Raw genomic sequence first — 19,261 nt, forward strand, 5'->3', positions numbered from 1 at the left:
GGGGGTGTAAGTATTGCTTCACCGGGTATTCGTGTCGAACAACCCCGGCCGGCAAGGAAAGGACCGCACGTGTCATACCTGCTCCGCGTGCAACTTCCGGATCGACCGGGAAGCCTCGGCTCCCTCGCACTCGCCCTCGGCGGGGTCGGCGCGGACATACTCTCGCTCGATGTCGTGGAACGCGGCGCCGGGTTCGCGATCGACGATCTCGTCGTCGAGGTCCCCACCGGCGCACTGCCCGACACCCTGATCACCGCCGCGGAATCGGTGCGCGATGTACACGTCGACTCCATTCGCCCCTACTCCGGCGTGCTCGACACCCACCGCGAGCTCGAGCTGATCGACCAGGTCGCCAGCGCTCGCGACGACCGCCTCCAGGTCCTCGTCGACGGCTGCCCCCGGGTGCTGCGGGTCGGCTGGTCCACGATCATCGGCATGGGCCCCGCGGGTGCCTACCGCATCGTCGGCAGCCCGAGTGCCCCTGAGACACAAGCGGGTTCGGCTCCGTGGATGCCCATCGAGAAGCCGATGTGGCTCGACGGCGAGGCCGACTGGGTCCCGGAGATCTGGCGCGACATGGACACCAAACTGGCCGCCGCACCGCTGGGCAACACGGGCAGGTCGCTGCTGCTCGGCCGCCCCGGCGGGCCCGACTTCCGCCCGTCGGAAGTGGCGCGGCTCGGCTACCTCGCAGGCATCGTCGCGACCGTCCTGAACTGACCGAGTCAGCTCAGGGCGAGGCGCATGACGAACAGTTGCAGGCCGTCGTGGGTGGCCCAATCACGTTCGGGGACACCGACGAAGCCGAGCCGCTCATAGATGCGGTGGGCGTCGACCATCGAGAACATCGTGGTGAGCGCGACCGCTTCGTAGCCGCCCGATCGCGCCTTGTCGATGACAGCGCGAACCAGTCCCGTGCCCACTCCGAGACCACGCGCCTGCTTCGACACCGCGAGCATCCGGAACTCGAGTTCTCCGGGCAGGGCGATCTCGGCATAGGGCGTGCCGGGCTCGGCGACCGTGAGCGAACCGACCACCCGACCGTCGTGCACGGCGACGAGCACCTCGGCCTCGGCCGCACGGTGCACGACGTCGGCGAGCTCCCGAACGTAGCCGTCGCCCTCGGTGACATAGCCGTCGCCCACGTACACCTCGACGGTCAGCGCGGCGATCGCGTCGTAATCGTCGGGGTGAGCAGGGCGGATCAGCAGTCCGGTGGTCTGGTCTTCGATGCCGTACATCCCGAAATGATCCCATCTGGACGCTTGTGAGCTTCGACTCACCCGTCCCTCGCGGGACCGGTGAGGTTGTTCATGAGCCGAAGTAGGGGCGCTGGCCGGGATGGTCGGGGTACCAGTCGTCGGGGTTGCGTGGCGCGTACACGACGGCGAGGTGGTCACCGATGGCGGGCCAGTGGGCCGCGTCCCAGGCGAAGCGGCGGTAGACGATCTTGTCGGCGACCGTGGGGCCGGTGAGAGTGCCGGTGATCGTCACGTAGTGCTCGCCGGTCATCGCGGGCAGCGGGCTGACGCCGGTCACTGCCAGCGACCCCCGCTCGAGGTTCGACCCACCCCCACGGTTGCGCCCCGCGACAACGGCACCGATCGTCACCACCAGCATCGTCACCAGCGCTGCCGCCATCACCACTTCGAGCATGCGCCCATGCTAGCCCCGGCGATTCCGGGCAATTCGCCGCCGCTGGGGTCGGCGGCGATCGCCGTTCTACAGCGGCGCGAGTTCGCTGACGCCCCGCTCACGGCGCAGCTGCCACACGGCGGTGCGGGTGCGCTGGGAGCGGCCGTTGCCGCGGTCGATCAGCGCGCGGTTGGCGGTGGTGTAGATCAGTTGTGCGCCACGGGCATTGGTTTCCGGGTTCTGGAACAGCTGGACGAGGCGGTCGGTCTCCTCGACCGGCAGGCCGGCGCCGAGGTCGTCGACGGCGAGCACCTGGCCGGTGTCGAGTGCTTCCAGCATGGCGGGCAGCACGCGCAGCAGCGAGCGGGTGGCGGTGGATTCGTCGCCCAGTTCGAACGGGACGTCGATACCCTCGTGCACCAGGCTCAGACCGGCTCCGCGCCGGTCGACCATGCGCCGGTACAGCGCGTCACGCGCCGCGCGCAGGGTGCTCAGTTCGCGGTCGACCAGGATCTGCTCGGGATGGTCGAGATGACCTGCCAGCGCTCCGATTTCGGCATCGAGGTCACGCAGGTAGTCGGCGTACATCGGATCGTGTTCGGCGACGAGCAGATCCTCGATCCCGAGATCCGCTGTGCGTAGCAGCATCAACAGGCGCGCGGCGTTGTCGGGTGATCGGGAGATGTGGCTGCCGAGATCGTGCGCGAGCGCGTCGGTGTCGACATCGCCCTGCTGCACAGTCAGATTCGCGGCGAACCACCGATAGGCGGGCACCAGCGCCTCGGCATACATCTGCCCAGCCAGACTCAACAGCAACGCATTCGGCCGCACCAACGGCACCAGCGCCGCCACCCCATACCGAGCAGCCTCGAACATCGGCCCGATCTTGACCTCGTCGCCGTTGCGCTCGAACACGATCCGCTTGCGTGAGCGCGGATGCGTGTACAACCACTCCGCGACCACATCGGCGTTGTCGAGCCGGAACCCGTAGGTATACGGCACACCCTCGGCCACGAACCCGGCTACGAATTCCGACGGGCGATCCGCGAACCCGAGATGCGGTCGCCGCACCGGACCCGCATACGGATCCCACCCACTCACCGAATTCAGGACCGCGTCCCGCATCTGCCCGAGCGCGTCGATGAGGCTCGTCTTCCCGGACGCCGCCACCCCGTGCACAGCGGTGACCGGCACCGCCAACGGCCCCGCCCCCTTGGTCAGGCGCAATTGCTGAGCCTCCGCCAGCGATCCATGATTGGTCACCTGAAAACTGCGCAGCAAGGATCCGCCTCTCCGAGATTCTTCGCAAGACTAGGGGACGTCGGGGCCCGCCGACGCGGCAGGCCAGTCGAGCTATCCGCGCCAGTCCGGGTCGGATACGCCGAACAGCCACTCCCATCCTGGGCGTGTTCCGGTCGCACGCACTAAGGTGCTTGGCACTGCGGCTGGTCGGTCGCGGGTTCAGTGTTCGGCAGCGAGGATGGGTGCACGTCATGGCGGTTCGGGTGATGGTTCGCGGAGTTGTCGTTGCTGCGGTGACTGCGGGGGCGCTCGTGCCCGCGGCACTGGTCGGTGCGCCCAGTGCGATGGCTGATCCGTGCCCGAACGGGACCGCACGGGTGTTCCTCGGTAACTCGACCAACTCGTGTCAGGGGGCGGGGTCGGTGTCCTACACCGAGGCGCCGGTGTCGAAGGTGTGCTCGATGGCCGGTACCGACGTGACGGTCGAGATCCAGACCAACATCAAGAAGCGGCCGTTGCGCACCCAGGAACTGAGCAACGGGCAGTGCTCGTCGTTCGATATGAAGACGCAGATCGGCAACACGGTCACCGTCACCCCGAACTGACGTCGACCGGGCTGGTCGCGTCGGCGATCGACTAGTCCTGCACGACCGGATCCTCGGCCGATTCGACCCTGACCGCCTCGGGGCCGCGATCGAGCAGCAGCCGGAAGCCGTCTTCGTCCAGGATCTGGACGCCGAGTTCTTCCGCCTTGGCCGCTTTCGAACCGGGCGCCTCACCGATCACGACGAACGCGGTCTTCTTCGACACCGAGCCTGCGGCCTTGCCGCCGCGAACGAGGATCGCTTCCTTCGCGCCGTCGCGGGTGAAGGTTTGCAGTGAACCGGTGACGACGATCGACAGACCTTCGAGGTTGCGTTCGATCGAGCTGTCGCGCTCGTCTTCCATCCGTACCCCGGCCGCTCGCCACTTCTCGACGATCGCGCGATGCCAGTCGACGGTGAACCACTCCGCGACCGCGGCGGCGATGGTGGGGCCGACGCCGTCGGTGGCCGCAAGTTCTTCGCCGGTCGCGGATTCGATGCGTTCGAGGCTGGCGAATTCGGCCGCCAACGCGCGGGCCGCGGTCGGGCCGACGTGACGGATGGACAGTGCGACGAGCACCCGCCACAGCGGAGTGTCCTTGGCGGTGTTCAGGTTTTCGAGCAGGCGGGCGCCGTTGGCCGAGAGCGCACCGTCCTGCTTCGTGAACAGCGGCACACCGAGTAGATCCTGCGCGTCGAGGGCGAACAGGTCGCCTTCGTCGGTGATCGCGCCCGAGGTGAGCAGGGCGTTGGCCGCTTCGTAGCCGAGAGCTTCGATGTCGAAGGCGCCACGGCCCGCTAGATGGAAGACGCGTTCGCGTAGTTGGGCGGGACAGTGCTGCTGGTTGGGGCAGCGGATGTCGGCGTCGCCCTCCTTGGCGGGGGCGAGTTCGGTGGCGCATTCGGGGCAGTGCGTCGGCATGACGAATTCGCGCTCGTCGCCGGTGCGCGCGTCGACGACGGGGCCGAGAACTTCGGGGATCACATCACCGGCTTTGCGGATGGTGACGGTGTCGCCGATCAGCACACCTTTGCGCTGCACTTCGGAGGCATTGTGCAGGGTTGCCATCGAGACGGTCGAGCCGGCGATCGAAACCGGCGCCATCACCGCGAACGGGGTGACCCGGCCCGTGCGGCCGACGTTCACTGCGATGTCGAGCAGCGTGGTGGTGGCTTCTTCGGGTGGGTACTTGTAGGCGATGGCCCAGCGCGGGGCGCGCGAGGTGGAACCGAGACGGCGTTGCAACGCCGTCTCGTCGACCTTGATCACCTGGCCGTCGATCTCGTGCTCGATGTCGTGACGGTGTTCGCCCCAGTAGCCGACCCGCTCGATGACCGCGTCGATGCCCTTAACCAGGCGGGTGTGCGCCGAGACCGGCAGGCCCCAGGCGGTGAGTGCCCGGTATGCCTCGTGCTGGGAAGCCGGGCGGTAGCCCTCGATGCGGCCGAAGCCGTGGCAGATCATCCGTAGTCGACGCTGAGCGGTGATCGCGGGATTCTTCTGGCGAAGTGAACCGGCGGCGGTATTGCGCGGATTCGCGTACGGCGGCTTGCCCTCGGCGACGATCTGCGCGTTCAGCGTCGCGAAATCCTCGAGCCGGAAATACACCTCACCGCGTACTTCCAGAAGCTCAGGGATCGGGAATTCCTCGGTTGGTGTGAGCTCGGCGGGGATGTCTTCGATGGTGCGCGCGTTGAGGGTGACGTCCTCCCCCGTGCGCCCGTCACCGCGAGTCGCGCCGCGCACCAACTTGCCGTTCTCGTAGACGAGGTTCAACGCGACACCATCGATCTTGACCTCGCACAGATAGTGCAGCTCGGACCCGGTTTCGGCTTCCACCCTGCTCGCCCAGGCGCGCAGCTCGTCATAGTCGAACACATTGTCCAGCGACAGCATCCGCTCGAGATGATCGACAGCGGTGAACTCGGTCGCGAAGCCACCGCCGACCAGCTGCGTGGGCGAATCGGGAGTCCGCAGATCGGGATGTGCGTCCTCGAGAGCCTGCAACTCGCGCAGCAAGGCGTCGAACTCACCATCGGTGATGATCGGCGCGTCCCGCAGGTAGTAGCGGAACTGATGCCCACGCACCTCGTCGGCCAGCTGCTGCCACTGCACCCGCTGCTCGGGCGTCGCCGCTTCGACACTCACAGAAAACGCGCTGTCGCTGTCACTCACCCACTGGAGCCTAGTCGAGCCCACCGACACTTCCGCCGACCGTTCCCGCACGTCGCGGCCTTACGGGCACGAGTTTTCGGCCGGAGCGGCCGGGACTACGTCACCGATGATTCCGACCCGACCGCGACTGTTCCGCGCGCTCGACGGTGAGCGACTCCGGGTCTTCGGCGAACGCGCGGGCAACGTCGGCGGCCAGGGCGAGGGCCTTGCGAGACCAGGTGAGCGGAGCGTCTGCCAGACCGCAGGTGGGGGTGACGAGAACTTGAGTGAGAGCCGATCGAGGGAAGCCGAGGTCATCCACGAGACGGACCGCGGGTTCGGCGACAGTGCGCCAGGTGAGTTGGCTCGTCGGCGGTTCGGTAGGAACGAGGCCGAGGGCCAGCTTCTTGCCGGAGTCCACGGCTTCGCCGATCTCATCGAAATCGGCGGTGGTGATGGCGGCCGCGTCGAAGGACAGGGCGGTAGCCGCGGTGCGGCGCAAGGTGGGCAGGGCGGGGCGGGAGGCGCAGGTGTGCAGGATGACCGGGCCCGGGAGAGCGTTGATCACGACGTCGAGGAAGTGGATCGCCTCGGGGCCGGGAAGCGCGCGGACGGTGTTGAGGACGCTCGGGCCGGTCAGCGATCCATCGAGAACCGTCGTCAGCTGCGGTTCATCCAGTTGCACAACCACTTTCGCTCCGAGCCGTTTGCCGATCTCGGCAGCGTGCAGGGCCAAGCCCTCGGCCAGCGAGTCCGAGAGGTCGCGCAGCGCACCGTGATCGGTGAGGATGCGATGACCGCCGGGCAGTTCGACTTCGGCGGCGAGGGTGAGCGGTCCCACCGACTGGATCTTGATCGCTCGACCGGAACCGACGAGACCTGCTGTCTCCCAGGCTTCCTCGATCGCATCGAGATCTACGCGCACGAAATCGCGGGCCTTGCGAGAGACCGCACCCGGTCGGTCGGCTAGCCGGTAGCCGCGGGTGGTCGCGTCGAACCGCAGGTCGACCAGGAGCGCGGAGGCGCGCCCGATCATGTCGGCGCCGATACCGCGTTCGGGAAGTTCGACGAGGTGGGGCAGTTCCGGCAGTTCACCGATGATGGTGGTCGCCGCTTCGAGTGGATCGGTGCCCGGCCAGGAACCGACGCCGGTGGCGAACGCCCCGGCGAGTAAGTCGACCGGCTCCGCTGTGGCCGGGTCATCGGACGGCTCACTACCACGCCGCAACGTCACGCGCTCAACACCTTTCGTGTCCTATGGATCGGTGGTCACAATCAGGCTGACGCCACCGACGAATCGGACTCGATTGCCGCGGCGCGGTCGGTGCCGTTGATTGTGCCGCTGCCGATCACGGTGTCGCCACCGTCGGCATCGGGCAGGTACAGCACGATGGCCTGCCCCTTGGCGACGCCGGTGAGCGGCTCACCGAGGCGGGCGACGAAGCCGTCACCCTGGGGCTCGACCACCGCGGGCGCGGTGCCGCCGTGCGCGCGAACCTGCACCACGCACTCGACAGGCGCGGTCGGCCGGACGCCGGAAGTCCAGATTGCGCGGTCGGCTGAAATGCTGTCGACCTGCAGGTCCTCGACCGAACCGACCTTGACCGTGCCCGAATCGGGGTCGATCCCGGTGACGTAGCGCGGCTTGCCGTCGGCGGCGGTGTGGCTCAGGCCGAGGCCCTTGCGCTGGCCGACGGTGAATCCGTGCACACCCTCGTGATTACCGAGCACCGTGCCGTCGGAGTCGACCAGCGCACCGGGGCGGATGCCGATCTTGGCGCCGAGGAACGCGCGCGTATCGCCGGAGGGGATGAAGCAGATGTCGTGGCTGTCGGGCTTGTTCGCCACCGCCAGCCCACGCTCGGCGGCTTCCTCGCGGATCCGCGGCTTGGGGGTGTCACCGACCGGGAACATCGCCCGCGCGAGCTGCTCGGCGGTGAGCACCGCCAACACGTAGGACTGGTCCTTGTCGGCGTCGACGGCGCGACGCAGCACACCCTCGTCGAGGCGGGCGTAGTGCCCGGTGACCACAGCGTCGAAACCGAGAGCGGCGGCGCGGTCGGCCAGCGCGGAGAACTTGATCTTCTCGTTGCAGCGCAGACACGGGTTCGGGGTCTCGCCCGCGGCGTAGGCGGCCACGAAATCGTCGATCACGTCTTCCTTGAAGCGATCGGCGAAATCCCAGACGTAGAACGGGATGCCGAGCACATCGGCGGCGCGACGCGCGTCACCGGCGTCCTCCTTGGAGCAGCAACCACGCGACCCGGTGCGCAGCGTGCCCGGGTTCGCCGACAGCGCCAGATGCACCCCGACCACCTCGTGGCCCGCGTCCACGGCCCGCGCCGCGGCCACCGCGGAATCGACACCACCACTCATTGCGGCGAGAACTCTCATCGGGCACCTCCTCTAGCGCCGGCCAGGCCCGCGGCCCTGGCCCGATCGATGACCTGCGGGAGCACGGTCAACAGTGTTTCGACATCGGCCTCGGTCGACGTGTGACCGAGCGAGAAGCGCAGCGAACTGCGCGCCTGCCACGGTTGCACACCCATCGCGATCAGCACATGGCTGGGCGAGGCGACGCCCGCGTTGCAGGCCGAACCGGTGGAGCATTCGACACCGGCGGCGTCGAGCAGCATGAGCAGCGAGTCGCCCTCGCAACCGGGAAACGTGAAGTGGGCGTTGCCGGGCAGTCGTTGCGCGGGACCGTTGAGCATCGCGTCGGGCACCGCCGTCTCGACCCCGGTGATCAGCTTGTCGCGCAGCACGCGTAACTGCTGAGTGCGCGCGGGCAGCTCGCCGACGGCGTCGCGCAGCGCGGCGGCCATCCCGATCGCCGCGGCCACGTCGGAGGTGCCGGAGCGCAGGTCACGTTCGTGTCCACCGCCGTGCACCAGCGGCACACACGGCACGTTCCGGCCCAGCAACAGCACCCCGATCCCGTGCGGACCGCCCACCTTGTGCCCGGCCACGCTGAGCGCGGCCAGTCCACTCGCGGCGAAATCGATCGGGATCTGGGTCACCGCCTGAATGGCGTCACTGTGCATCGGGATGTCGAATTCCTGTGCGACAGCGGCCAATTCGACGATCGGCTCGATGGTCCCGACCTCGTTGTTGGCCCACATCACACTGACAAGCGCCACCTCGTCGGCATGCGCGGCGAGCACCTCACGCAACACCTGCGGCGAGACGACACCCTCAGCGTCGACCGGCAACCAGCTGACCTGCGCGCCCTCGTGCTTCTCGAGCCACTCGACGGCATCGAGCACCGCATGGTGCTCGACCGCGCTGGTGACGATCCTGGTGCGTCGCGGATCAGCCGCCCGGCGCCCCCAGAAGATCCCCTTGACGGCCAGATTGTCGCTCTCGGTACCCCCGGAAGTGAAGATCACCTCGGACGGTCGAGCACCCAGATCAGCCGCGATCGACTCGCGCGCCTCCTCCAACGACCGCCGCGCCGCCCGCCCCGACCCGTGCAGCGACGACGCGTTGCCGACCGTCCCCAGGGCAGCCGTCATCGCCTCGACGGCGGCAGGCAACATCGGAGTGGTCGCCGCGTGATCGAGGTAGACCGTCTTGGGCGCACCGTTGACCGGACCCGAATAAGCCGACTTCATGACCGACAAAGCCTATACCACCGTTGACCTGGTCATCTTCGGGGTCCACCCCTGCTTTCTACGATTTTTCTACGATTTACCCACGATCCACAACCCGAGCGACGGTGTCGAATATTCCCCCGATGCCTCCCACAACGGGTCTGCCAGCACACCAGAGCAGGCATGGAGCGCACGCGTCAGAACGGCGACTCCACGTCGGCGCGACTCATCCGAGGCATCCGCAACGGGACCGTCAGCCACGGTAGACGCGTTTTCCCTTCGAACGTTGCGAGGCCGACCATGGCAAAAGCGCTTTATCGCGGTCGGCCGACGATGATCACCGGCACCGGGGTCCAGGGCAGCACGGCATGGGTCACCGCACCCGGAGGCGTGGGGCTGCGCCGACCGAGAACCAGCAATTGCGCGCCGTCGGCCTCGTGTAACAGGTGACGGGCGGGGCGGCCCTCGAGGACTACCCGCTCTACCGGTACCGCGGGGTGGCGCAGGACAGGGTCGGCGAGCACGCGTGCCTGTCGAGCGATCGTGTGCGCACGCGCCTCTCGGCGCGAGGAGTGCCGGAAGGAGGTGAACCACGCGGTGACCGCGACGACCCCGACGACCCGCCGCCGCGCCTCGGCGAACGCGAATTCCAGCGCCGGCTTCCCGGAGGGCGTCCCGTCGACGCCGACCACGACGGGCAGCCGCCCTGGTGACGGATGCCCGAGGGGAGCTGTCGGCACGATGGTGACCGGACAGTCGGCCCGGTCCGCCACCGCGACACTCACAGATCCGAGCACGCCACGTTCGATGGCGTCGATTCCCTGCGCGCCGACGACGAGCATGTTCGCCCCGCGGGCATGGGCGAGCAGGGAAACCGCGGGCTCGTGCTCGGCCACCGTGGTGGCGATCTCGATTCGTCCGGGCTGCGCGGTGCTCTCGAGCGCCAATTTCTCCGCCTCGGCGAGGATTTCGGCACTCCTGGCATTCAGTGCCCGCTCGCTGAAGGCTCGCTCGGTGGTGCGGGGACCGTGGCTCATGGACAGGCCGCTCGCGTACACGAGGCGAAGCGGCGCGCGGCAACCGTCGGCGTAGTCGACCGCCCAGCGCAAAGCCTCCAGTGAAGCGGAGGAACCGTCGATACCGACAACCACCGGCGAGTTCACACGTCCTCCTGAACCTGCGCGGCGATCGCCGCTGATGCACCGCGATCGCGACGACGTCTCGACAAGGTCGACCCGGTACGCTCCGAAGTCGCTGACCGCCTATTCGCCACCCTCCGTGGTGGCGCTGCTCGGAGATCCGATGCCACACGCCGACCGCGCGCTGCGGGGACTCCGGGCGGCTGGTCCGCGCCCCTCGGGCTCGCTGGTTGCGTGGGTCGCCGCGGTACGGCGCCTTCGCTCCTGCGCGCGGGTCGACACCGCTGCTCGCACCGCAGTGCTTCGGTCCCGTCGACGCTCCGGGCGTGACCGCTACCGGTCGGCAATATCGTAGCGGCGTTCATACCGGGAAGATCGGGACGAAGGGCGCATAGTCGCGGACGTGTCCGTCGATCCACTGCCACACCGACGCGGGGTCGACCGTCACGTCGCGCTGCAGGCACAGCCGCCAGCCCTGACCGGTTTTCAGCCACAGGTCGCCGTCGCAATCTCGATAAAGCCCTGGTCGATCGGGTTCAGGAGCGCCGACCGCACTTTCGGTGCGGTCGTCGGTTACCTGGTCCGGCGCGTATACGTCGCTGGGCAGAGCGGGGGGAGGGTTGGCACCTCGGGGAGTTTGCACGTAATTCCTTTCTCTCGGTCGAGAATTATTATTATGCTTGCTCCTTCTGATTCTCTTCTGTCGATCTGCCGAGGTGGTTCCGCGCTACTTTCGCACTACTCCGAGAATGGACACAGGACATATCCGGCAATACTTTGGGCACATCAATGGAGGTTCTCGCCGGAGGAGTAAGACATGTCTTGGAGGCAACAAGCCGCGTGTTCGGACATCGCGCCCTGGGTGTTTCGGCCGAGGTTGCCACCGCACGGTGATCCACGACATGCTTTGGATTACTGCCGCCGTTGCCCAGTAGTTGCCCGTTGCGCAGCGCACGCTCTCGATGTCGGTGAGCGGACGGGAATCGTTGCGGGGGTTTGGCTCTCGGTAGATGCCGAACACATCACTGTGTTGCGGGGGATCGCTTCCGACCGGACTGCGTTCCGGCGTTGTGCACAATGCTGGCGATTGCTCGACCCTGAACCGAGGGGAGAATTCTGCGAGCGGTGCGGTTTCGCCGATGCCCCGCCGTGAGTGTCGACAAACCTCATAACACTGTGTCGCGCAACACATTCGATACGGTCGGATTGTCAGCCCCACTGAACGCCGGTACTTTACGGTCTAATACTCGGAAACCCTAGTAGTAATACTGTGACCGGAGGTCGTCGCGAATGACGGAAATCGAAGTACAGGTATTGGGTCCGTTGCGAGTTTTGCTGGATCAACGCGCCGCGCGAATCAAGGGCGGACATCAGCGCACTTTGCTCGGCAGGTTGGTCACGGCGCGAGGAGCGGTTGTCGGAACGGATCGTCTCATCGAGGACGTGTGGGAAGGTCGCCCGCCGCCGCAGGCGGCCTCGGTACTTCAGGTCCAGGTCCACAATTTGCGTCGATTACTCGAACCGGCGCGGTTGCCCCGGGCGCCATCCAATGTCTTGGTGTCCGAAAGCGGTGGTTATGCCTTGATGCTGAGCGACGACGGCGTCGACGCATGGTCATTCGAAAGGGCCATGCAACGATACGAACGCCTGATGCGCCAGCACGGCAGTCGGCTCTCGGCCGCAGAACGGCACCGGTTGCTAGACGACGCGTTGGGCCGCTGGCACGGACCCGCTTTCGAATCGTTCGCGACCGTCTCGTGGGCGTCGGCCGAGGTCTCGCAGCTGACCGAGTTGCACGCGACGGCGGTGGAACTGCGCGCCGAAGCGGCCTACGAACTCGGTAGGGACCTCGATATCGTCGCCACACTGCCGCGCCAGTTGCACGACGATCCCGGACGGGAGGAAAGCGCTCGCATGCTCGCACTGGCCCAGTACCGGCTGGGGCGCCAGGTAGACGCCCTCGCGACATTGCGACGTACCCGGGATCATCTGCGCACCGAATTCGGCATCGACCCCGGTCACAAGCTCATCATTGCGGAGCAGGCGATACTGGCGGGAACAGCGAGCCCGATTGTCGCCGACAGTGCACCGGTCCTCATGACCTCCGAATGCACTCGGGCGCACCCGGACCCAGCCGAAGCTCTGCACCCCAGCTTCTACCCCGATCAGGTCGCCGCGCTCCGGCTCTCCGCCGAGGCCGCTCGCCAGAACGGTCCGCGAATGGTGTGGGTTGCGGGCGAATCCGGATCGGGTAAGACCGTGCTGTCGAACGGAATTCGGTCCGAACTGGAGGCGCAGGGCTGGACCACCGCGTACGCGACCTGTCCCGAGGTCGACGGTGCGCCGCCAGCTTGGCCGATCCGCGAACTTCTCGCCGAACTCGACGCCTCGGCCCCGACCGACGGTGACCATTTCACCGTCCTGCGCCGAGTATCCGAGCGGTGTGGACAACTGGTCACGAGCAACCCCGTCGTCATTTTCCTCGATGGTGCGCATTGCGCGGATCTGCCCACCCTGCAGGGACTTCGGCAACTGGTGACGTGGTTGTCGGACAAGCCGATTCTGATCATCGTGACCGTGCGCAGCTCGGAAGCAATCGCCGGAATGCGATCGGCCGGGGGACGTGGTGTCGACGCGATGAGTGAGCGGGTGGAACTGAACGGGGTGGATATCGCGGGCACGCGCGAAATCGCCCGAGTGGCGGGTTTGCTCGACCCGAGTGACGCCACGGTGCGCGCGTTGCACGAACGCACCGGCGGGAGTCCGCTGTTCATCAGGTTGTGGGTTGAATACGGCGCGGAGTATCCGCTTCCCGCCGAGCCTCCCGCGGGAATCAGGGGCGTTCTTATGGAGCGGGCCGAAAGACTGCCCTCGGGGGCGGCTGACATCCTGCGCCACATGGCTGTGTTGAATTCGCCGATCGATGTGGACAGCTTGTCCGTCTTGACAAGGATCGCCGCACTCGAAGTCGTCGATCTCGCTGATCGGGCCTTGACGGCGGGATTGATCCGCTCCAACGGCAGGGGCAGCATTATGCTCGCCGACGAAATGCTCCGACAGGAACTGTATCGTGACATCGCGCCGATCCGGCGGACTCGGCTGCACTGGCAGATAGTCGAGCACGTCGGTTCTCGCATCGGCACCTCGGTGAACGAGGGGGCCGAACTGGTGGCGCTTGCCGGTCACGCCCTGCTCGGCAGCACCCCGACGACCGCGGTCACAGCGATCGAATACCTGCTCGCCGCCGCCGACTACTGTGCCCGACAAGGTCTTCTGGTGGAAGCGAGCAGGTTGCGGCGGGGCGCACTGCCCCTGTGCGAGCGGGCATCATATGGGGTCCACAGTCATGCTGACGACGACGATCGGCGGCGACTGTTCGGGATGGTTTGTCGCCTGGCCGAAGGCCTTTCCCGCGACGGACAGCACGAAGACGCGACCGCCCTGCGTCATCGGGTCGGCCTCACAGTTTCTGACGCGCCGGACGCGCTCGCGGGGTGCCCTGAGCGGCCCTAGCTCGCCGCGGCGGGTCGCCGGGTCCTGCTGCTCGACCAGGAACCCGAAGCCTCCCTCGGCGGACAGGCGCACTGGTCGCTGGGAGGGTTGTTCTTCATCGATTCCTTCGAGCAACGGCTCATCGGGATCAAGGATTCCTTGGACTCGGCCCGCGAGGATTGGACACGGACCGCGGGCTTCGACAGCGGTGTCAACAGTCCCGCCATTCCCAGTATCGACACCTTCGGCACGCTCGAGCTGATCATGCAGTCGGGTCACGACTACTCCTGGTTCGTACTCAACAAGAAGATCATCGACAAGGAATTCATCCTGTCGGGATCGGTGGCGGCGGCGTGCACAGCTACCGCGCACTCGAGGGCACTTTCCTGGGCAACTGTTTGTTCTCCGGCAGGCAGACCGGCCGCGCCGCAGCAGCCGAAAGCGCCTGATGCCTGCGTGAAGGGTCTCTGCTCGGCCGGATGTACGCCGACAAGTCGCGGATCGAGACATCCACACCCGCCAAGCGCCTGCAGTCCCGTCGCAGGTTCGATTCCTGCCGGGAGCAAGGCGTCGAGCCCGCTCGCCGTGTGATGCAAAAAAACTATCGTGGTGGATGTAGACATTCTCGAAGTTGGCGTATACAGTCGCTGTCGTTCAGCAAAGTCAGAGGGCCGGGCAGGCGAGCTGCCCGGAACGGTTCGACCGCCCCGCCTGGCGGAGAAGAGAATCCGGTGCAGTCGGCCGGGCCGTCGGCGGTGCGATGAAGCAAGTGATGTAGCAGTACCAGCAAGTGCAGTACCAGCAAGTGCAGTACCAGCAAGTGCAGTACCAGCAAGTGCAGTACCAGCAAGTGCAGTACCAGCAAGTGCAGTACCAGCAAGTGCAGTACCAGCAAGTGCAGTACCAGCAAGTGCAGTAACGCAGGAGAGGCCCCGGCGCCAGCGCGCCGGGGCCTCTCCTGCGTTACTTCGAGAAAGCCTGGGCTGGTTACGGCCCTTCTGAGGATCATTCGATGGCGGCGAAGTTCATGCGCATCCACGGGATCCAGGTGCCCGTGCCTGGGTCACGTTCCCACAGCGCGGACATCGACGATCCGTCTTCGGACGGTCGCAGAGTGCTGCGCATTTCTTCGCCATCGAAGATCCAGGACCCATCGGCGTTCGGGCGCGCCGTCATCGTGCTGTAGGAACCGGAAGCGTCGAATGCCCGCGTGAGCGACTTCAGTTGTTCTTGAAGGGGTTGAAGGTCTTTCCGACGAGGTAGCCGAGGCGGGTGGGCAGGGGCTTCATGGCGGCGGCGGAGATCTTGTTGACGATGCCGGGGACACACACCGGGTTGCCTTTCATCACCGCGTTCCAGCCCTCGGTGACAACGGCGTCGGGCTGCTGCCAGAGGATGCGGGGCAGGTGGTCGGCTTTGTCGCGAGTGCCCATCACATCGTGGAATTCGGTGTGGGTGAGGCCGGGGCACAGGGCGGTGACATGGATGCCGTGGGGTTTGAGTTCCATGTCGAGGGATTGCGAGGTATTGAGGACGTAGGACTTGATGCCGGTGTAGAGCAGGCTGGCGCCGGGAGGGGCGAACGCCGCGATGGAGGACAGGTTGATGATGCGGCCCCAGCGGCGGTTCTTCATACCGGGGATGACCCGGTGGGCGAGCTCGGTCGGGGCGGTCACCATCAGCTGGATCTCCCCCGCCAGGGCGTCCCATGGGGTGTCGGCGAACGCGGTCTTGCCCGACAGTCCCGCGTTGTTGATCAGGACGTCGATGTCCAAGCCCTGCTGGTCGGCGTAGTCCACAATCGCGGCGGGTGCGGCGGGGTCGGTGAGGTCGGCGGCGAACACCTCGCAGCGCACGTCGTGGCGTTCGGTCAGCTGCGTGGCGAGCTCCTGGAGACGATCGGCGCGGCGGGCAACGAGCAGCAGCTGGTAGCCGCTCGCGGCCAGGTGGTGGGCGAACGTCGCACCGATGCCTGCGGACGCGCCGGTGATCAGCGCGGTGCGGGGGGATGTGGTCATGGGGTCCTTCATTCGGAGGGGACGGACAGGTGAGCGGTGTCAGGCGGGCGGGCCGGGCAGCTCGCGGGGGCCGGGCGTAAAGGAGAGCCGGGCTTTGCCGATGTCGCCGCGGTAGGAGCCGACCGGGCCGGTCAGCAGGAAGGGCCGGGGGACGCGGCGCTGAGCGTCGGTGAATCCCCAGGTGCCCATGCCCAGGTAGACACCGGGCGCGGCACGCCGCACCTCGTCCACCATGTGGATCGACCCGCACATCGAGGCGTAGGCACGATAGATGAGCGTGTAGGCCGGAGCGCCGTCATAGCGGGACGGGGCCAACAGCGTGCGCATCGGATAACGCTGCTTGACCTGGCCGAACTCGCCGAAAGTGTTGTAGCCGCGCCCGCTGTTCTCATCGACGGGCCGGAAGGCCTTGCACAGCCACGGTCCGAGCGGGTTGCCCACGGCCACCTTTCCGGTCACCACAGCGAACAGGTTCGGCTGGGCCAGCAGAGCGGCGGTGTACTCGCCGTCGATCTCGGCGATCGTGGGGGCTTCCAGCGTGGTGAACAGGGCAAGCAGGCCGCCGGTGTCGAGCAGGCGCAGCTCGTCGGCCGCAGTGTCGGGGTCCATGGGAACCAGCCTCATCTCGTGATCTCTTGAACGTCGCTCAAGAAGCGTAACTCGTTCTTGAGCGACGTTCAAGATAAAGTGGTGAGGTGCCAAGGAATCGACGCCCGCAGGACCGCGAGGAGAAGCGCGAGGAGATCATCGCCGCCGCGCAACGCCTGCTCATCGCCGACGGCTTCGAGTCGGCGTCCACGGGGCGGATCGCCAAAAGCGCGGGGGTCACTGTCAATACGATCTACTGGTACTTCCAGGACAAGGACGAGTTGCTCATCGCGGTCCTGGACCGCATCCTGGCCGAGGCACTCGCCACCTACACGCAGATCGACGGCCTCTCGTTGAACGAGCGGCTGCTGTGGGTGGTCGACCAGCTGGAACAACTGCACGGGCTCGTCAACACCGTGCACGCCCGCGTGGCGACCTCCCCCGCCATCGATGCCTGGCACGCCGGTTTCCACCATTTGGCCGACGCACTGTTCGCCGACAACCTCCGCGCGGCCGGAGTCGCCGAGACCGACCTCGCCGCCACGTCCGCCATCGGCACCTTCGTCATCGAGGGGCTCCTCACCCATCGGCGCGACGACGCGGAAAAGCGAGCGGTCATCGACCTGCTCGTTCGCAGCCTCACCGCCGCCTCCGCGCGACCCGGGCCGAACTGACCTCCACACACCGAACACCGCCGCGGTCATCGAGCAGCACGGTGCGCACCGCCCTTGCCGTGTGATGCCGACGCGGGCGATGCTCGCCGTCAACTCGCGGCGGGGTTCGGGATCACCTCTCGCAACGCTTCGCGGTCGATGGATCGCTTCAGGATCTTGCCCGTCGACCCTTTCGGGAGCGCATCGACGAACTGGACGATGCGAGGAATCTTGTAGGCGGACAGTCGTTCTCGCGCCCAGCTCGCGACCTCCTCGGCCGCGAGCTCGGAGCCGGGCCGGACAGCGACCACGGCGGCCACCTCCTCGCCGTAGTGGTCGTGCGGTACACCGACCACGGCGGCTTCGACGATGTCGGGATGCGCGTAGAGCACCTCCTCGACCTCTCCGGGGTAGACGTTGTAGCCGCCGCGAATGATGAGGTCCTTCACTCGGTCGACGATGCGCAGATCACCGTCGGCGTCGATCTCACCGAGGTCCCCGGTCCGGAACCACCCGTCCTCGGCGAGTACGGCCGCAGTGTCGGCGGGCCGATTCCAGTAGCCCTTCATCACCGTCGGGCCTTTGACGAACACCTCGCCGACCGCTCCGGTGGGGCATTCGCGCCCGTCGCCGTCGCGCACCTGGATCTCGGTGCGCGGCACGGCACCGCCGGTGTATCCGATCTTCGCGCCGCGGTCGATGTCGTTGAAGGTGCCGAGTGCCGTGGTCTCGGTGAGCCCGTAGCCCTCGAGGATGGTGCAGCCGAACCGTGCCTCGAATGCCCGCGCCACCTCGCCCGGTAGCGAGGCACCGCCGGAGACCGCGACCCGGAGCTGGGCGAAGTCGCGCGGGTCGGCGTCACCGGCCGCGTGCAGCATGGCGTTCCACATCGTGGGGACCCCGGCCATGATGGTGAGCTGGTCGGCGCGCACCATCGCCAGCATCGCGGCGGGGTCGAAACGCGACAGCAGCGACAGCGAACCGCCGCAGCTGAAGGTCGCCATCATCACCGAGGCCTGCCCGAACACATGGAACAGCGGCAGGCCGGTACCGGTCCGATCGGCACTCGATCCGCGGCTGCACGCCGCCCCGATCTCCCCTGCCGACAGCAAGTTCGACACGGTCAGCCGCGCGCCTTTCGGCCGCCCGGTCGTGCCCGACGTATAGAGGATCGCCGCGGTTTCGGCCGGATACCGATCCTGGACCTGCGCCCCAGCAGTGCCGTCCGCTGCCCCGGGACGCAGTATCCGCAGCGGTGTTCGGAGCGCTGACGCGGCATCACCGGCCGCCGTTACGACTCCGTGCCACGCGATGACCAGCGAACACCCGGCGTCGGCGAGAACGTACTCGATCTCATGACGCGTGGACATCGTGTTCACCGGGACCACGATGCCGCCTGCGGCCTGAATTCCCATGTAGGCGACGATGAATTCGGGTACCGACGGCGCGACCAGCAGCACCCGGTCCCCTGCCACGATTCCGGCTGCCAGCAGCGAGCCCGCGTAGTTCAGGCTCGCGGATCTCAGCTGCCCGTAGGTCCACACCGCGCGTTCGCCCGACGCGGCGATATCGCCGCGCACTGCGACGGCGTCCGGATCGGCGTCCGCGTGCCGGCTGACGGGGTCGAAGACATTGGCCATCAGGACTTCTCAACCACTCTCGCCACCGAAACGGCGACGACGACCGGCTTGTCCGAGCCTTCCCGCTCCACCACATGACTTGCCGTCACCTGGATTCCGCCCGCCACCCGCTCGGCGGCAGTGACCGTGACACGCAGCCGAATCCGGGAACCCACGGGCACCGGAGCGGGGAACCGCACCTTGTCGTAGCCGTAGTTCAGGCTGTGCGCGAAGCCGGAGAACCGGAGCAGTTCGGCCGAGAGGGCAGGCCCGAGCGACAGGCTGTAGAGGCCGTGGGCGATGGTGCCGCCGAGGTCCGTGGTCGCCGCACGCTCCGGATCGGTGTGGATCCACTGATGATCGCCGGTCGCGTCGGCGAAGGCATTCACGCGCTCTTGCGTGACCTCGTGCCAGCCGGTGGGTCCGAGTTCCTTGCCGAGCAACTCCTCGAGCTGGTCGAACGTGGTGGGGCTTACCGGTAGTGCCGTGATGTCGGCCATGAATCTCCCTAGTTTTACGCAGGTCTCGGCGTGTGTGGCCCGA

At 67.0% G+C, this 19,261-nt stretch carries 19 protein-coding genes and 1 pseudogene; 7 read left to right on the plus strand and 13 right to left on the minus strand.

Features of this window, described 5'->3' with window-relative positions:
* Positions 1–69: 69 nt before the first annotated feature.
* Entirely contained in the window at positions 70–720 is a 651-nt protein-coding gene (locus ACLJPD_RS02360) for an amino acid-binding protein (protein WP_410870028.1), read from the plus strand.
* A gap of 5 nt (positions 721–725) precedes the next feature.
* Here ACLJPD_RS02360 and ACLJPD_RS02365 read toward each other — a convergent pair whose 3' ends face one another.
* The 3 genes from ACLJPD_RS02365 to ACLJPD_RS02375 form a co-directional block, all read right to left on the minus strand.
* Positions 726–1,241, minus strand: a complete 516-nt coding sequence (locus tag ACLJPD_RS02365; protein WP_410870029.1) for a GNAT family N-acetyltransferase — start codon at positions 1,239–1,241, stop codon at positions 726–728.
* A 70-nt stretch (positions 1,242–1,311) separates the two neighbouring features.
* A complete protein-coding gene (locus tag ACLJPD_RS02370) occupies positions 1,312–1,656 on the minus strand; it encodes a hypothetical protein (protein ID WP_410870030.1) in 345 nt (114 codons plus the stop codon).
* 66 nt (positions 1,657–1,722) lie between these two features.
* A complete protein-coding gene (locus tag ACLJPD_RS02375; RefSeq protein WP_410870031.1) occupies positions 1,723–2,898 on the minus strand; it encodes an AAA family ATPase in 1,176 nt (391 codons plus the stop codon).
* A 230-nt stretch (positions 2,899–3,128) separates the two neighbouring features.
* Between ACLJPD_RS02375 and ACLJPD_RS02380 the strand changes: the two genes are divergently transcribed.
* Positions 3,129–3,482: a hypothetical protein gene (locus ACLJPD_RS02380; RefSeq protein ID WP_410870032.1), complete on the plus strand. Its 354-nt coding sequence runs from the start codon at positions 3,129–3,131 to the stop codon at positions 3,480–3,482.
* A 31-nt stretch (positions 3,483–3,513) separates the two neighbouring features.
* Here the strand turns inward: ACLJPD_RS02380 and ligA are convergent, their stop codons facing one another.
* From ligA to ACLJPD_RS02410, 6 genes are all read right to left on the minus strand, one after another.
* The gene (gene ligA / locus ACLJPD_RS02385) at positions 3,514–5,637 is read right to left on the minus strand and encodes an NAD-dependent DNA ligase LigA (RefSeq protein WP_410870033.1); all 2,124 of its coding nucleotides are present in this window, start codon (positions 5,635–5,637) and stop codon (positions 3,514–3,516) included.
* Positions 5,638–5,737: 100 nt separating this feature from the next.
* Positions 5,738–6,844 carry a methionine synthase gene (locus ACLJPD_RS02390; RefSeq protein WP_410871896.1) on the minus strand — a complete coding sequence of 369 codons (1,107 nt, stop codon included), beginning with the start codon at positions 6,842–6,844 and terminating at the stop codon, positions 5,738–5,740.
* A 47-nt stretch (positions 6,845–6,891) separates the two neighbouring features.
* The gene (mnmA, locus tag ACLJPD_RS02395; protein WP_410870034.1) at positions 6,892–8,010 is read right to left on the minus strand and encodes a tRNA 2-thiouridine(34) synthase MnmA; all 1,119 of its coding nucleotides are present in this window, start codon (positions 8,008–8,010) and stop codon (positions 6,892–6,894) included.
* A complete protein-coding gene (locus tag ACLJPD_RS02400) occupies positions 8,007–9,230 on the minus strand; it encodes a cysteine desulfurase family protein (protein ID WP_410870036.1) in 1,224 nt (407 codons plus the stop codon). Before ACLJPD_RS02400 ends, mnmA begins: the two co-directional genes overlap by 4 nt.
* Before the next feature lie 293 nt (positions 9,231–9,523).
* On the minus strand, positions 9,524–10,372 hold the full coding sequence (locus tag ACLJPD_RS02405; protein ID WP_410870037.1) for a universal stress protein: 849 nt from the start codon (positions 10,370–10,372) through the stop codon (positions 9,524–9,526).
* A gap of 337 nt (positions 10,373–10,709) precedes the next feature.
* Complete coding sequence (locus ACLJPD_RS02410) at positions 10,710–10,991, minus strand: hypothetical protein (RefSeq protein WP_410870038.1); 282 nt, start codon at positions 10,989–10,991, stop codon at positions 10,710–10,712.
* 174 nt (positions 10,992–11,165) lie between these two features.
* On the opposite strand from ACLJPD_RS02410, the gene ACLJPD_RS02415 reads away from it, so the two are divergent.
* The 4 genes and pseudogenes from ACLJPD_RS02415 to ACLJPD_RS02430 all read left to right on the plus strand — a co-directional run bounded on the left by ACLJPD_RS02415 (position 11,166) and on the right by ACLJPD_RS02430 (position 15,026).
* A complete protein-coding gene (locus ACLJPD_RS02415; protein ID WP_410870039.1) occupies positions 11,166–11,501 on the plus strand; it encodes a WhiB family transcriptional regulator in 336 nt (111 codons plus the stop codon).
* Positions 11,502–11,638: 137 nt separating this feature from the next.
* Positions 11,639–13,861 (plus strand): BTAD domain-containing putative transcriptional regulator, encoded by a 2,223-nt coding sequence (locus ACLJPD_RS02420; RefSeq protein WP_410870041.1) that lies wholly within the window; start codon positions 11,639–11,641, stop codon positions 13,859–13,861.
* A pseudogene (locus ACLJPD_RS02425) lies at positions 13,862–14,044 on the plus strand (FAD-binding protein); the annotation flags it as partial.
* Between the two features lie 808 nt (positions 14,045–14,852).
* Positions 14,853–15,026 (plus strand): hypothetical protein, encoded by a 174-nt coding sequence (locus ACLJPD_RS02430; protein ID WP_410870042.1) that lies wholly within the window; start codon positions 14,853–14,855, stop codon positions 15,024–15,026.
* A gap of 34 nt (positions 15,027–15,060) precedes the next feature.
* Here ACLJPD_RS02430 and ACLJPD_RS02435 read toward each other — a convergent pair whose 3' ends face one another.
* Both ACLJPD_RS02435 and ACLJPD_RS02440 read right to left on the minus strand, forming a co-directional pair.
* Positions 15,061–15,858 carry an SDR family NAD(P)-dependent oxidoreductase gene (locus ACLJPD_RS02435; protein ID WP_410870043.1) on the minus strand — a complete coding sequence of 266 codons (798 nt, stop codon included), beginning with the start codon at positions 15,856–15,858 and terminating at the stop codon, positions 15,061–15,063.
* Between the two features lie 39 nt (positions 15,859–15,897).
* On the minus strand, positions 15,898–16,467 hold the full coding sequence (locus ACLJPD_RS02440) for a hypothetical protein (protein ID WP_410870044.1): 570 nt from the start codon (positions 16,465–16,467) through the stop codon (positions 15,898–15,900).
* An 86-nt stretch (positions 16,468–16,553) separates the two neighbouring features.
* Here ACLJPD_RS02440 and ACLJPD_RS02445 point away from each other — a divergent pair, with 86 nt between their 5' ends.
* Positions 16,554–17,120 carry a TetR/AcrR family transcriptional regulator gene (locus ACLJPD_RS02445; RefSeq protein ID WP_410870045.1) on the plus strand — a complete coding sequence of 189 codons (567 nt, stop codon included), beginning with the start codon at positions 16,554–16,556 and terminating at the stop codon, positions 17,118–17,120.
* Positions 17,121–17,209: 89 nt separating this feature from the next.
* Here ACLJPD_RS02445 and ACLJPD_RS02450 read toward each other — a convergent pair whose 3' ends face one another.
* Together ACLJPD_RS02450 and ACLJPD_RS02455 are read right to left on the minus strand one after the other, a co-directional pair.
* Positions 17,210–18,739 (minus strand): AMP-binding protein, encoded by a 1,530-nt coding sequence (locus ACLJPD_RS02450; RefSeq protein ID WP_410870046.1) that lies wholly within the window; start codon positions 18,737–18,739, stop codon positions 17,210–17,212.
* Positions 18,739–19,218, minus strand: a complete 480-nt coding sequence (locus ACLJPD_RS02455; RefSeq protein WP_410870047.1) for a MaoC family dehydratase — start codon at positions 19,216–19,218, stop codon at positions 18,739–18,741. Before ACLJPD_RS02455 ends, ACLJPD_RS02450 begins: the two co-directional genes overlap by 1 nt.
* Positions 19,219–19,261: the final 43 nt, after the last annotated feature.

It is taken from the genome of Nocardia sp. A7 (genome assembly GCF_046549215.1).
Lineage (GTDB): Bacteria > Actinomycetota > Actinomycetes > Mycobacteriales > Mycobacteriaceae > Nocardia.